Origin of the sequence: Clostridium gelidum, from assembly GCF_019977655.1 — a bacterium.
Classification (GTDB): domain Bacteria; phylum Bacillota; class Clostridia; order Clostridiales; family Clostridiaceae; genus Clostridium; species Clostridium gelidum.
Window position 1 is genome coordinate 310,268 of sequence record NZ_AP024849.1, and the last position, 14,828, is coordinate 325,095.

Consider the following 14,828-nt stretch of genomic DNA (forward strand, 5'->3'; position numbering starts at 1 on the left):
CAACAATAAATATCTCAATCTCACAGAAAATCAGTCATTGGGACGATTTACCGTTCCTTTTCTTTCTTCTTACATATAGGTTGCTTTTTTTCCGAAGTAATTAGAAAAAGAATGGTCTGTAAACATATTCAAAACAACTTCCTACTTAGGTATAATTAGCCTATAAAGTAAATCAACATAAGGAAGGACGGTGAAAAATTTGCTAAGCAACTTGCTAAACAAAGAGGTTATAAAAATTAATGTTAAATGTATGGATTGGAAAGATGCCATTAGAAAAGGTTCAGAAATCCTTATAAATAAGGGTTTTGTAGAAGAGAGATATACAGAGGCTATACTTAATAATTTTGAAAAATTTGGACCTTATATGGTTATTGCACCTGGAATGGTTCTTTCACATGCAAGACCTGAGGAGGGAGTAAAAAAACTTTCTATGAGTCTCATGACACTTAAAGATCCAATTGAATTCGGAAGTGAAATGAACGATCCTGTAAAACTTATAATTACTCTGGCGGCTGTTGACAGCGAAGCTCATATGAAAGTTATAAAAAAGCTTATGGAACTGTTAATGAATGCTGAAGATTTAAATAAGCTGATGAATTCAGAAGAAGTTGAAGAGGCTATTCAGATGATTAACAAATATTAAAATGTAAATTCAATAATAATTGAATAGATAAAAAGAAAGAAAGGAGGGGCAATTGCAGGGGATAGCAAAAAATATTGATTAAAGGAGAGTGTGACATGAAAAAAGTTAGTATCTTATTTGTATGTGGAGCAGGTTTAGGAAGTAGTTTGGCTTGTCAAATGGTAGCGGAAGATGTATTAATCAAGTTAGGTGTAGATGCAAAATTGGATCATAGTGATATTTCATCTGCATCATCAGTTAAAGCGGATATTATCATTACTGCACAAAATTTCCAATCACAATTCGAGAAATACTCAATTGATACTAAACAAACGACAATTGTTTATTTGAGAAATATTGTATCTAAAATAGAGATTGAAGAAAAAATCGTTCCGGTATTAAAAGAAAAAGGTATTTTAGTTTAAAAATAAAGTAAGAAAGTGATGGTGAAAAAAATGGGTGTTGTAAATTTTATTATCCAAAATATTTTAACACAAGCATCAATTACAATTGCATTGATTGCTATGTTGGGATTGATTTTACAAAAGAAATCAATAGGGCATACTATTTCAGGTTCGTTAAAAACGATGTTGGGTTTTTTGGTATTGTCATCAGGTGCTGGTATTATAGTTGGTAGTTTAGTGTATTTTGGTAAGATTTTTACTGAAGGTTTCCATATGCAAGGGATTATTCCTTCGATTGAAGCAATTAATGGTCAAGCAATGAGTACGTTAGGGCTAGGTAGTAGTATCGCATTAACTTTCTTAGCTATATTTGTTTTTAATATTCTAATTGCGCGATTCACAAAATGGAAATATATCTTTTTAACTGGTCAGGCTATTCTTTGGATGGCTACTATGACAACAGTATTTGGTTACGTTTCAGGTTTACGTGGTGCTGCATTGATTTTAGTAGGTGGTTTTATTGGAGGCGTCTTTGCCGTAGCTATGCCAGCAATTGCACAACCATTTGTTCGTAAGATTACTGGCTCGAATGATATTGCGCTAGGACATTTCTGTACGATTGGGTATATATTTGAAGCAGGTGTAGCGAAACTATTTGGTGAAAAAGGTGAAAATAAAAAATCAATTGAAGATATCAAATTACCTGCTCAATTAGAGTTTTTACAAGATACATATTTATCAGTGATGGTAGTTATGGTTCCTCTTTATTTGATTACAGCAGCGTTTGCAGGTCCAGAGTTCGGTGCTACATTATCAGGAACTACCAACTATATAATGTTTGCATTCTTACAAGCTATTCAATTTGTAGTAGGTGTGTATGTATTATTATCAGGAGTTCGTTTATTACTAGGTGAAATTGTCCCTGCATTTAGAGGAATTGCAATGCGTTTAGTTCCAGATGCAATACCTGCGTTGGATTGTCCAGTACTATTTCCATATAGTCCTAATGCAGTAATTTTAGGGTTTATCACAACTACTATAGGTTCTATTGTCGCAATGTTTGTATTGCCTACCTTTGGTTTGGCAATGATCTTACCAGGCATGCTAACAAACTTCTTTGCTGGTGGTACTGCTGGTATATTTGGTAACTTAACAGGAGGGCGTCGTGGAGCAATTATTGGCGGTATTGCACATGGTTTCTTCATTACATTATTACCGGCACTGTTAGTAACAATTTTTATGTCTATGGGATTTGCCAATGCAACAGCGACAGATGTGGATACAGTAGCAGCAGCTTTACTATATGCATGGATCATTGGTCCAATCTTAAAAGCAGTTTAGAATATGATAAAGAGATAGAAGGAGGTTTACGTAATGTTTGGATTTGCTAAGAAGAAAGATAAAGAACAGAAAAGAGAAGCTATAGAAGTAGTAGTGTTAACAGGAGAACGTAAAGAAGAATTATTACGTACTATCTATTTGAAGAAAGAAGAGGTAGATCAAGTAGCTGTAGAGGAACAATCCAAAATTTATGAAGAGATTGGATTAGCGTTTAATGAGCTTGGTGAAGAAGATAATGCGATTGATGCATTTGAAAAAAGTATTCAGTCGAAAAAATCTGTAGGAGATGCTTACAAAGCTTTATTTAAACTATATAACAAGAAGCGCGCAGAAGCAGCAAAAGCAAATGATGAAGAATCATTACAGGTATATCTAAAGAAAATGGATCAAATGATGCAAGTTTCTAAAGATGTTACACGTGGCTTGTAATAAGGAATAAAATAAAAAATCAGTATAAAAAGAGGAGAATGATTCATTATGTATACAACATTAAAAGAGGTAACACAAAGAGCAGAAGAATTGAATTATACAGTTGGTGCATTTAATGCACATAATTTAGAGATGATACCTGATATGATACGTGCAGCAAAAGAGAAAGGGGCACCAATTATTATTCAAACAAGTGTAGATACTGCAAAATATATTGGTCATGAAAATTTAGTTGCTGTATGTAAGTCTATGGCCACAGAAGAAATGGTAGATGTGGTATTGCATTTTGACCATGCAAGGGATTTTGATGATATTAAAGAGGCAATCGACAAAGGATTTACATCAGTTATGTTTGATGGTTCTAATTTATCATTTAAAGAGAATATTATGAAGACAAGTGCAGTAGTAGAATATGCACACAGACATGGTGTTTCTGTAGAGGGTGAATTAGGGACGATAGGTGGTACTGAAGAAGGAATTCATGTAAGTGAGGATAATAAGGTTTATACTGACCCAAAGCAATGTGTAGAGTTTGTTAAAGCAACAGGTGTAGATGCTTTGGCAATTGGAATCGGCACTAATCATGGTCAATATAAATCTAAAACAGAAGTAAATATACCACTATTAAAAGAAATCAATGCGCTAGTAGATATACCTTTAGTTATTCATGGGGGTACAGGTGTTAATGAAAAGGATATTCATGAATTAATTGATAATGGGATCCGTAAATTTAATGTAGGGACTGAGTTGTTAGTAACATGGACAAAAATAGCGAAAGAAACATTTGCAGAAACAAAAGTAGACAAGTCATTACGTCATAATATTATTCCTTGTAATGAGGCAATAAAAGAAATTGTAAAACATAAAATTGATATCTTTATGAATAAATAAGGTAGTCTCTCTGAAGCAAAATAATTACGAGAATTCTGCTAGTCTTTTCCATAAGAGATAGAGAAGATTAGAATAATAAGGAGAGTACAGGGAATTCCTTGTGCTCTTTCTTAATATATAAATTATGGGGTGATTGAATGGATAAAATTTTGATTTTATTAGCAGGTTTACCTGGAACAGGAAAAACCTACTTAAGTAATATGATCAAGAATAAATTAGGTGCATTTTATGTTCTGTCTCAGGATGAATTGAAAGAATATTATTGTGATGTGTATGGCTATAATAATTTAGAAGAAAAGCAGGAAGTAGAAAAGATAGCATGGGCGAAGTACTATGAAAAAATGGAACAACAAATGCAAGTAGGTAGCAATATCATGTCTGATTATCCTTTTAGTCAGAAACAGAAACCTCGTATTCAGCAATTAGTAGAAAGATATGATTATAAGGTTGTTACTATTCGCTTATTTGCAGATTTAGATGTATTGTTTGAGCGACAAAAGAAGCGGGATTTAGACACCACAAGGCATTTAAGTCATATTGTGACCTCTTACAAAAAGGGAGATCATTTAGCTGATAGAAGTAAAGCAGATAATTTATTAACCTATGAAGAATTTATAGAAAGATGTACAACAAGAGGATATGACACGTTTGAATTAGGAAAATTATATGAAGTGGATGCAACAGATTACAAAAAAGTGAATTATTCTAGGTTGTTGGAAGATATAAGACTGTTGGATGAAAACAATAGTGTAAATGTAAGTACCAAACAATCAACTTTTTAGAATATGGAGATTATTTGACAATTACGTTAACTGAAAGACAATTATTTATACATACAACTACAGAAGAAAAAAGGTAAAGACATTGATAAAAAACTGGTTCACTACTAGGTTTACGTTTGCTCTAAGAATAAGAAATATTTTTGAGCTAAATCTAAAGAGGGAACGTAAATGGATTTGTGTAAATTCAAATTTATTTGCGCTCTTTTTGTATATATAGTTGGTATCTATTGGGAGAATAATATAAGAATTTATGAAAGAAATATAGTGTAGATAGCTAAATAGCATTTATGATGGCCTACATTTTACCATATTATGATAGTATGATTATAAATAAAAAATGTATGGTTGCATATTTCATAGTTGTTATAGTAAACTATATGTAGAAATAAATCGAAATGTAGGATATAACACCATGTTATGGGTAATTTAGGATAAAATAATGGACTGAGGCAGCGCCTATTTGGTAACATAATTCAACAGTTTCTACAGGATGAGGTGGAACAACATCTCGACAGAGGGAAATATGAAAGACATAATACTTATAATAATAAGATATAGAATAGGAAGTGTTTAATGGAGCTTAATAAAAGTTGTACAGAAATTCTTAAATATCTAAAAGAAAAGGATGATTATATTAAGGCTCAAGAATTGGCAGAAATATATAAACTTACAGATAGAGCTATAAGATATAAGATAGATAAAATCGAGGAGTTTCTCGTTAAAAATGGATTTCAATATTTAGATAAGCAACATTTAAAGGGTATAAAGCTTATTATGGAACCAGGGTTAAATGAATTTCTTGATTCCTTTTTCGGAGAATATACTCCTTACAGATATATTTATTCAAAGAATGAAAGATTTGAATTTATTGTTATGAAGATTTTACAATCAAGAGAACCTGTTAAACTTTCATATTTTGAAAGCAAATTGTGTGTATCAAAAAATACTGTTTTTAAAGAACTAGAGTTAATAGAAAAGTGGCTTAATGAAAGAGAATTAAAAATTATCCGAAAACCAAGAGTAGGAATTATTGTAGAAGGAAATGAAGAAAATAAGAGAAAAGCTATAAGAGAAATTACATCAGAAACAATTTCTACAGAAGATATTGTGAATTATGTTAAAAAAGGAACTGTCAAATCAAAGATTAATAATCTCCAATTTGATACTTTATTTTCCGATATAGATATAGATTTTATTGATGGCTTAATAAAAAGTGTAGAAGAAGAACTTAATAAAGAATTTAGTGATGAAGCTTATGGAAGTCTTATTACTCATATGACAATGATGATTAAGAGAGTTGAGCTTGGCACAGATATTAGTATTCCGGAAATAAAGCTAGAAAATCTAAAAATAGGTAAAGAATATGAAGTAGCAAAAAAAATTCTACAAAAAATAGAGGTACATTATAATATAAAAGTTCCTGAAGAAGAAATAAATTATATTACACTTCATCTTTTAGGATCAAAGGTTCTTAAAACTAACGAAATATATAATATAAATGAATATAATCCGGATAATCTTTATAATGTTTGTAAAAAAATGACCGAAGAGATTGAAAAAATTTATAGTGTAGATTTCGGTATCAAGAGAGACAAGGTGGTTGAGGGACTTGTTTTACATTTAAGACCAAGTATCTATAGAATTAAATTTAATTTAAAATTAATAAACCCTCTTTATGATGAAATAAGAATAAATTATAATGAATTATTCTTAAATACTAAGTTAGTATCTATTTATCTTGAGGATTTTATAGGAAATAAAATAGATGATCATGAAATAACTTATATTGCACTCCACTTAGGAGCAGCTTTAGAAAATGCAAAGGAAGAGGAAAAGAAAATATTAAAAGTTATTATAGTTTGTGGAACAGGTCTTGGAACGGCCAAGATGGTAGCATCTCAAATTTCAAATAAATTTCAGGTAGAAATAATGGACACTGTTTCTAGTAGAATGGTAAAAGATTTAAAAGATATAGAATATGACTTTATAATAAGCACTGTAGATATTCCTGATATAAGTAATGGTTCATATATAAAAATAAACCCTTTAATGCTTAAAAAGGATTATGAAAAATTATCCCAATATCTGCAGGTAAAATACAAAAAAGAGGAAAACTATGAAGTAGAGATGCAGCTTATAAACAGACTTATAAATATATCTGGTAAGTATTGTATAATAAATGATGCTGAACAACTTAAGTATGAATTCATGTATGAATTAAAAAAGGAAAGACAGCAGCTTACCACAAAGAATTTCGGATATAAGTTAAATGATTTGATAACGGCAGATATGATAAGTTTAAACGTCGAGTGCAGGTATTGGGAAGAAGCCATTAGAAAAGGAATGAAGGTACTTAGAGAGAAAAGTTACGTCGAAAATAGTTATGAGGAAGCAGTAATTAATAATATAAAGGAAATCGGACCATACATGGTAGTAGCGCCAGGAATTGTTCTTTCTCATGCAAAGACTGAAGATGGAGTAAATAAATTATCTATGAGTCTTATGACAATTAAAAATCCTGTTAAATTTGGAAGTGAGTTTAATGATCCTGTAAAGCTAGTAATCACATTAGCTGCTAAAGACAGAGAAGCTCATCTAAGGGCACTGTCACAGCTAATTGCACTTTTACAGAACAGCGAAGATTTGAAAAGTATATTTAAAGCAAAAACAACAGAGGAAGTTATTAATATAATAAATAAATACTCTAATAAATAATTTGAAACAGGTATATTTTTCCCAATTGTTTAGAAAGAGAAAGGAGTTTAAATCTATTTAAAGTAGAGTTAAACTCCTTTATAATTTAGAATGTAATGATTGGGAAGAAATTCTTATTATAATAGATAAACTGAAAAAATTAGGAGGAAATGCTAATGAATATATGTGAATTAAAGAAGACAGCTAAAAATGTAAGAATAAATATAATAGAAGCTGTATCAGCAGCAAAATCAGGTCATCCAGGTGGCTCTTTATCAGTGGCTGATATATTAACTGTATTATATTTTGATAAGATGAATATTAATCCTCAAAATCCAAAATGGGAAGATAGAGATAGATTGGTATTATCAAAGGGTCACGTAGCGCCTGCACTTTATGTAATACTTGCTGAAAGAGGGTATTTTCCAAAAGAAAATTTAATAACACTTAGAAAACTTGGATCAATACTACAAGGTCATCCAGATATGAAATCAACTCCAGGAGTAGATATGTCAACGGGGTCATTAGGTCAAGGTTTATCAGCAGCAAATGGTATGGCATTAGCTGCAAAACTTGATAATAAAGATCACAATATATATGTAATTCTTGGTGATGGGGAAGTTCAAGAAGGTCAGATTTGGGAAGCAGCAATGACTGCGGCGCACTACAAATTAGATAATGTAATAGCAGTGTTAGATTTTAATGGATTACAAATAGATGGTTCAAATGAAGAAGTTATGAACATAAATCCAATTGATGAGAAATTTTCAGCATTTGGCTGGAATGTAATTAAAATTGATGGACATGATTTAGAAGCTATAAGTAATGCAGTAGATGAAGCTAAAAAAGTTCAGGGTAAGCCAACAGTTATAATTGCAAAAACAGTAAAAGGTAAGGGCATATCATTCATGGAAAATCAAGCATCATGGCATGGAACAGCTCCAAATGAAGAACAAACAAAAGCAGCTATCGAAGAATTAGAAAGGGGAGAAGCATAATGAATATAGCAACTAGAGAAGCATATGGACAAACGTTAGTAGAATTAAGTAAAAATGAAAAAGTGGTAGTATTAGATGCAGATTTAGCAAAAGCAACAAAAACAATAGATTTCAAGAATGCATGTCCTGAAAGATTTTTTGATATGGGTATATCAGAACAAGATATGATTGGAACTGCAGCAGGATTTGCAGCAAGTGGTAAAATACCATTTGTAAGTACATTTGCTGTATTTGCAGCAGGGAGAGCTTTCGAACAGATTAGAAACTCAGTATGTTATCCCAAACTAAATGTAAAGATAGCAGCAACTCATGCAGGTATAACTGTTGGAGAAGATGGCGCTACTCACCAAGCAATTGAAGATATATCATTAATGAGAAGTATACCCAATATGGTAGTATTAAATCCGGCTGATGATGTAGAAGCTAAAGCAGCAATATATGCAGCCGCAGAATATTATGGACCAGTATATATAAGACTTGGTAGGTTAGCGACACCAACAATTCATGATGAAAATTATAAGTTTGAAATTGGAAAAGGTGAAGTTTTATCAGAAGGAAAGGATGTTGCTATAATTGCAACTGGATTAATGGTAGCTAAAGCATTAGACGCAGCAGAAAAATTAAAAGCAGAAGGAATTAATGCAACTGTTGTTAACATTTCTACTATAAAGCCACTGGACAGCGAACTAGTTATCAAAGTAGCAAAAGCAACTGGTAAGGTTGTAACCGTAGAAGAACATAGCGTAATAGGTGGATTAGGTTCTGCTATTTGTGAAGTGTTATCACAAGAATTGCCTACAAAAACTAAGTTAATAGGATTAAATGATACATTTGGTCAATCAGGTACCCCAAATGCACTATTAGAGTATTATGGTTTAACAACAGAAAATATTATTGAAACTGTAAAATCATTTTAATAAATGACATAGTAGCCCTTTAAATTAAACTTATTATTGCCCTAATAGAAAATTATTAGGGCATTTTTATATATAGAAAAGTATAATATTGTGAATTTATTGAAACTTTTGTTTTTTAATAATACTAATGCAAAAAGATAGAGAAAATAGATGGAGGTATATTATGTTAGCTAATTATAATAAGTTACAAAACGGTTCAGATATAAGAGGAGTAGCAATTGATGGGGCTGGAAAAGAAGTTAATTTAATTCCTGAAGTTGCAAAATTTATATCTTATGGATTTGTGAAATTATTAGAAAATAAAATAAATACAAAAGGTAAGAATTTAAAAGTAGCTGTTGGAATGGATTCAAGATTATCCGGACCAGATTTAAAAGCTACTGTAATTGAAGGACTAACAGATTTAGGGTGTAGTGTATACGACTGTGGAATGGCGACAACACCAGCAATGTTTATGACTACTGTTTTAGAAAATTATAAATGTGATGGCTCTATTATGATTACAGCAAGCCACCTTCCTTACTATTATAATGGATTAAAGTTCTTTACTAGAGAAGGTGGATGTGAAAAGGAAGATATACAAAGCATTCTTTCAATAGCATCCAAAGAAGAAAGTTATTATGGGATAAATAGTAGTAAGATTTCAAAAGTTGACTTTATTGATGAATATTCAAAAGTATTAGTTAACATAATCAGAAATGGAGTATCATCTAAAGAAAATTATAATCAACCTTTAGTAGGCTTTAAAATTATTGTCGATGCTGGAAATGGAGCTGGAGGATTTTTTGCCTATAAAGTATTAGAAGTATTAGGAGCAGATATTAGTGGCAGCCAATTTACTGAACCAGATGGAAGATTCCCCAATCATATTCCGAATCCAGAAAATGAAGAAGCTATGGAATATATAAGAAATGCAGTGTTAGTCAATAATGCAGATTTAGGAATAATTTTTGATACAGATGTAGATAGAGCTGCTATTGTAGATTCAAATGGAAGGGAAATAAACAAAAATGCACTAATAGCGCTAGTTTCCTCAATTATTCTAGAAGAACATCAAAGTTCTATAATAGTAACGGATTCAATAACTTCAACTGGGTTAGGTGAATTTATTAATAAATTAGGAGGAATTCATCATAGATTCAAGAGAGGATATAGAAATGTTATAAATGAAGCAGTAAGACTAAACAAGGAAGAAAAAGAATCTTACTTAGCTATTGAAACATCAGGCCATGCAGCTCTTAAAGAAAACTATTTCCTAGATGATGGGGCATACTTAATAGCTAAGATACTAATCAAAATAGCTAAGCTTAATGAGGAAGGAAAAAGAATTGAAAGTTTAATAAAAGATTTAAAAATGCCATGGGAGAGCTCAGATTTTAGGCTTGAAATTAAGAATGACAATGTTAAAGATTATGGTGCAAAAATAATAACAGATTTACAAAATTACGTAAAATCAACAGAGGGTTTTAGTATAGTAAATAATAATTATGAAGGTGTTAGAGTAACTTGTGATAAGACTAATGGAGATGGTTGGTTTTTATTAAGATTATCATTACATGAACCTGTTTTAGCATTGAATATAGAATCTGATATCAAAGGTGGAAATCAACTAATTGTAGATAAATTAGTTATTTTTTTAGATAAATATAATGAATTAGATTTAAGTGATATCAAGTGAAAATAATACTTTAATCAGTTGCAGTATCATTTAGGGAGAAAATTATAATATAATAAAAGCTAATTTAGAATCATGAGTGGAATTAAGGAAAAATCCTAAAGTTATTCATGATTCTTTTTGTTTCAAAATTTAAGGACTAGAAGTCTAGCATAATAGGATATGGATTAGGATACAGTGTATCGGATATTAAAAAGTATAGTCCAGGTGCGAAAGTGCTAGATGCAATGGAACTTTCTTTAAATAATATCTGAAAAATACTTGACTTGGAGTGGACTCCAAGTGATAGGGTATACATAGAGCAAAGAAATACAAGTAAAAAAACGGATACAAAAAATGAATAATTTTGAAAATGAATTTTTAGCAAATGGAGGAATAAAATTATGAAAGTATTATTAGTAAATGGAAGTCCACATGAAAAAGGATGTACCTATACAGCACTAAGCGAAGTGGCAGAAACTTTAAATCATGAAGGAATAGATACGGAAATATTTCAAATTGGAACAAAGCCATTGGCTGGATGTATTGCTTGCAAAAGCTGTGTTAATACAGGACATTGTGTATTTGATGACAAAGTAAATGAATTTCTTAAAATAGCAGGAGATTTTGATGGGTATATATTTGGTTCTCCAGTACACTTTGCAGCGGCCAGTGGCGCAAGTACTTCTTTTATGGATCGTTTATTTTATGCAGATTTATGTTCAGGTAAGGAGTCTTTTTATTTGAAACCTGCAGCAGCTGTCATATCAGCCAGAAGAGCTGGAACTACAGCAACTTTTGATCAGTTAAATAAATATTTTACGTTAATGCAGATGCCAATTGTTTCTTCACAATATTGGAATATGGTACACGGTCAAACTCCAGAAGATGTGAAAAATGATATAGAAGGGCTTCAAATTATGCGTACCTTAGGCAGAAATATGGCATTCTTTTTAAAATGCAAAGAAGCTGGAATAAAAGCAGGTATTGCTTTCCCTGAAAGAGAAAAAACTACGTTTACAAATTTCATTAGGTAAAGGAGGTACCTTTTTATGACAATTACAGAAGTAAGTAAGAAATATGATATGACAGCAGATACATTGCGGTATTATGAGCGAATTGGTCTGATTCCACCAGTGAATCGAAATGGGAGTGGAATAAGGGATTATACGGAAGGCGATTGTAAGTGGGTTCATTTTATGAAATGTATGCGTGGTGCAGGACTTTCCATTGAAGTATTAGTAGAGTACGAAACCTTGTTCCAAAAGGGAAATTCTACAATCAAGGCTAGAAAAGAACTTTTAATAGAACAACGTAGTCGGCTTGCTGAAAAAATTAAAGAAATGCAACAAACATATGAACGTCTAGATAAAAAAATTGATGGATATGAAGAAAGAGTATTTGTAAAAGAAGAAGAATTAAAAAAGGCGGATGATTAACTAGAGAAAAACGTATAAGCAGGAGGACTAAAATTGGAGCAGAAAACTTTAATGACAAAAAAGTTATTTACAAATGAAAATTTACTTAAATTGTTCGTACCGCTTATAATAGAGCAATTTTTAGAATATTTGGTGGGACTCGCAGATTCAATTATGGTGTCATCTGTAGGAGAATATGCTGTGTCAGGTGTGTCTTTAGTGGACTTCGTCATGGCACTTTTAATTAGTTTATTTGCAGCACTAGCTACTGGTGGTGCAGTTATTGCAGGACAGTATATGGGTAAGAAGCAGGTGGAGAAATCGAGAGAAGCAGCTAATCAGCTAGTGTGGTTTTCTGCTATTTTCTCCGTTATAATAATGGTTATTATTTATCTTATAAAACCGTTTATTTTAAATGTTTTATTTGGTGATATTACTGATGAAGTACGTAATGCTGCGAATACTTACCTAATGATTACAGCAATATCAATTCCATTTTTAGCATTGTATAATGCTGGAGCCGCAATTTTTCGTACTATGGGTAATGCAAAGCTGCCTATGAAGATAATGCTTGCTATGAACATAGCACATGCCATAGGAAATGCAGTACTTATTTATGGCTTCCACTTTGGAACTGAGGGTGTTGCGATACCAACTACCATAGCTCGTATTGCAGCTGGTGTTATTATTATCACATTAGCTTTGAATAAAAAACATCCAATATATATAAAGAAAAGTTTTAAGCACAAATTTAATTGGCCAATGCTAAAAAGAATATTAAGCATTGGTGTTCCATACGGATTGGAAAATGGTTTGTTCTATTTTGGAAGAATTATTGTACTTAGTCTAGTTGCTTCTTTTGGAACTGCTTCAATAGCGGCAAATGCGGTGTCGGGAACTATCGTTATGTTTCAAGTACTCCCAGGTATGGCAATTGGTCTTGGATTGACCGTAATAATATCAAGATGTATAGGTGCTGGTGATTATGAACAGGCTAAATATTACACTAAAAAGATAACTGGTATTGTGTATGTAACCCATGTAATAAGTTGTGCAGTGGTACTTGCATTACTCAAAGGCATATTGGGAATCTATGGATTGTCAGAGGCAGCAACAGCTTTGACTACACAAACCATTTGGGCTCATGGAATAATGATGGTATTAATATGGCCGCTTGCATACACGGTGCCTATAACATTCCGTGCATCAGGCGATGCTAAATTCCCAATGATTGTTGGAATTTTATCTATGTTCTTCTGTCGTATTGCTTTATCTTATCTGCTAGGCGTTTATTTCAACATGGGAATGTTCGGCACATGGGTAGCTATGTTTATTGATTGGATTGTCAAGTCAATTATTTTCGTATGGCGGTACATTAGTGGAAGATGGACGAAGTTTCATGCGATTTAATAGGAATAAATAATTTAAAATCCAATATAAACAATGAAATTTGTCCACATTAATGAAATTATTTTAGAATAAGTAAAAATTGGAGGGAGATACAAATATGGAAAAGAAAAAATTGGGATTTGGATTCATGCGTTTACCAGTAAAGAGCAAAAATGATCAAGAAGGCATTGATATGGACACACTAAATCAAATGGTAGATACTTTTTTAGAAAGAGGTTTTACTTATTTTGATACAGCCTATATGTATCATGCTTTTCAAAGTGAAATAGCTTTAAGAGAATCTTTAGTAAAACGTCATAAAAGAGATAGCTTTACAGTAGCGACAAAATTACCAACTATGTTTTTAAAAAAAGAAGGAGACCAAGAAAGAATTTTTAATGAACAGTTAGAAAAATGTGGTGTAGATTATTTTGATTACTATCTTCTTCATAATTTGGGAGTAACACATTATGAGATAGCTAAAAAATTTGATAGCTTTGCATTTATTCAAAAAAAGAAAGAAGAAGGAAAGATAAAAAATATAGGCTTTTCTTATCATGATAATGCAGATTTATTAGATGAGATTTTAACTGCCCACCCAGAAGTAGATTTCGTTCAATTACAAATTAATTATATTGATTGGGATAATGAAAGTATTCAATCTAGAAAATGTTATGAAGTTGCAAGAAAGCATAACAAACCAGTTATTGTTATGGAACCAATTAAAGGTGGTACTCTAGCCAATGTTCCAGAAGATGCAGAGAAATTGTTTAAAGAATATAATGCTGATATGTCAGTACCATCATGGGCAATTCGTTTTGTAGCTAGTCATGAAGGAATAATGATGGTTCTAAGTGGTATGTCGAGTATGGAACAATTACTAGATAACACAGGTTATATGGAAGATTTCAAACCATTTGTAAAGGAAGAATATAATATTGTTGAAAAAGCAGTGGATATAATTAATGAATCAATTGCAGTTCCTTGTACAGCATGTGAATATTGTGTAAAAGGATGTCCTAAAAATATTGCTATTCCAAAATATTTTGCTCTATATAATGCTGAAAAACGAGCACCAAGTAAAGGATTTTCAGTACAAGGAGTATATTATGGTAATTATACCAAAACATACGGAAAAGCATCAGACTGTATTGGATGTAAACAATGTGAAAGAGAATGTCCTCAACATATTGAGATTATAAAATGTTTAAAGGATGTAGCTGATACATTTGAGAATTAAGAGTTAATAGTAATCTTGAAATAATGGTAGATATGAAAAAATAATAGAA

At 31.5% G+C, this 14,828-nt stretch carries 14 protein-coding genes; all 14 read left to right on the forward strand.

Features of this window, described 5'->3' with window-relative positions:
- Positions 1-190 precede the first annotated feature (190 nt).
- Entirely contained in the window at positions 191-643 is a 453-nt protein-coding gene (locus psyc5s11_RS01485; protein ID WP_224035902.1) for a PTS sugar transporter subunit IIA, read from the forward strand.
- A 95-nt stretch (positions 644-738) separates the two neighbouring features.
- A complete protein-coding gene (locus psyc5s11_RS01490; protein WP_224035903.1) occupies positions 739-1,047 on the forward strand; it encodes a PTS sugar transporter subunit IIB in 309 nt (102 codons plus the stop codon).
- 18 nt (positions 1,048-1,065) lie between these two features.
- Positions 1,066-2,367 carry a PTS sugar transporter subunit IIC gene (locus psyc5s11_RS01495; protein WP_224038109.1) on the forward strand — a complete coding sequence of 434 codons (1,302 nt, stop codon included), beginning with the start codon at positions 1,066-1,068 and terminating at the stop codon, positions 2,365-2,367.
- A 33-nt stretch (positions 2,368-2,400) separates the two neighbouring features.
- Positions 2,401-2,796: a tetratricopeptide repeat protein gene (locus psyc5s11_RS01500; RefSeq protein WP_224035904.1), complete on the forward strand. Its 396-nt coding sequence runs from the start codon at positions 2,401-2,403 to the stop codon at positions 2,794-2,796.
- 48 nt (positions 2,797-2,844) lie between these two features.
- Positions 2,845-3,687, forward strand: coding sequence for a class II fructose-bisphosphate aldolase (locus psyc5s11_RS01505; RefSeq protein WP_224035905.1), 843 nt, complete (start codon positions 2,845-2,847; stop codon positions 3,685-3,687).
- 137 nt (positions 3,688-3,824) lie between these two features.
- Positions 3,825-4,469 (forward strand): AAA family ATPase, encoded by a 645-nt coding sequence (locus psyc5s11_RS01510; RefSeq protein ID WP_224035906.1) that lies wholly within the window; start codon positions 3,825-3,827, stop codon positions 4,467-4,469.
- Between the two features lie 573 nt (positions 4,470-5,042).
- Complete coding sequence (locus psyc5s11_RS01515; RefSeq protein WP_224035907.1) at positions 5,043-7,184, forward strand: BglG family transcription antiterminator; 2,142 nt, start codon at positions 5,043-5,045, stop codon at positions 7,182-7,184.
- Between the two features lie 155 nt (positions 7,185-7,339).
- Positions 7,340-8,161, forward strand: a complete 822-nt coding sequence (locus psyc5s11_RS01520; protein ID WP_224035908.1) for a transketolase — start codon at positions 7,340-7,342, stop codon at positions 8,159-8,161.
- Complete coding sequence (locus tag psyc5s11_RS01525) at positions 8,161-9,078, forward strand: transketolase family protein (RefSeq protein ID WP_224035909.1); 918 nt, start codon at positions 8,161-8,163, stop codon at positions 9,076-9,078. Before psyc5s11_RS01520 ends, psyc5s11_RS01525 begins: the two co-directional genes overlap by 1 nt.
- Before the next feature lie 163 nt (positions 9,079-9,241).
- Positions 9,242-10,756, forward strand: a complete 1,515-nt coding sequence (locus tag psyc5s11_RS01530; RefSeq protein ID WP_224035910.1) for a phosphohexomutase domain-containing protein — start codon at positions 9,242-9,244, stop codon at positions 10,754-10,756.
- Positions 10,757-11,136: 380 nt separating this feature from the next.
- Complete coding sequence (locus tag psyc5s11_RS01535) at positions 11,137-11,769, forward strand: flavodoxin family protein (RefSeq protein ID WP_224035911.1); 633 nt, start codon at positions 11,137-11,139, stop codon at positions 11,767-11,769.
- 15 nt (positions 11,770-11,784) lie between these two features.
- Positions 11,785-12,171 carry a MerR family transcriptional regulator gene (locus tag psyc5s11_RS01540; protein WP_224035912.1) on the forward strand — a complete coding sequence of 129 codons (387 nt, stop codon included), beginning with the start codon at positions 11,785-11,787 and terminating at the stop codon, positions 12,169-12,171.
- A gap of 33 nt (positions 12,172-12,204) precedes the next feature.
- Entirely contained in the window at positions 12,205-13,560 is a 1,356-nt protein-coding gene (locus psyc5s11_RS01545; RefSeq protein WP_375541981.1) for an MATE family efflux transporter, read from the forward strand.
- A 97-nt stretch (positions 13,561-13,657) separates the two neighbouring features.
- A complete protein-coding gene (locus psyc5s11_RS01550; RefSeq protein WP_224035913.1) occupies positions 13,658-14,779 on the forward strand; it encodes an aldo/keto reductase in 1,122 nt (373 codons plus the stop codon).
- Positions 14,780-14,828: the final 49 nt, after the last annotated feature.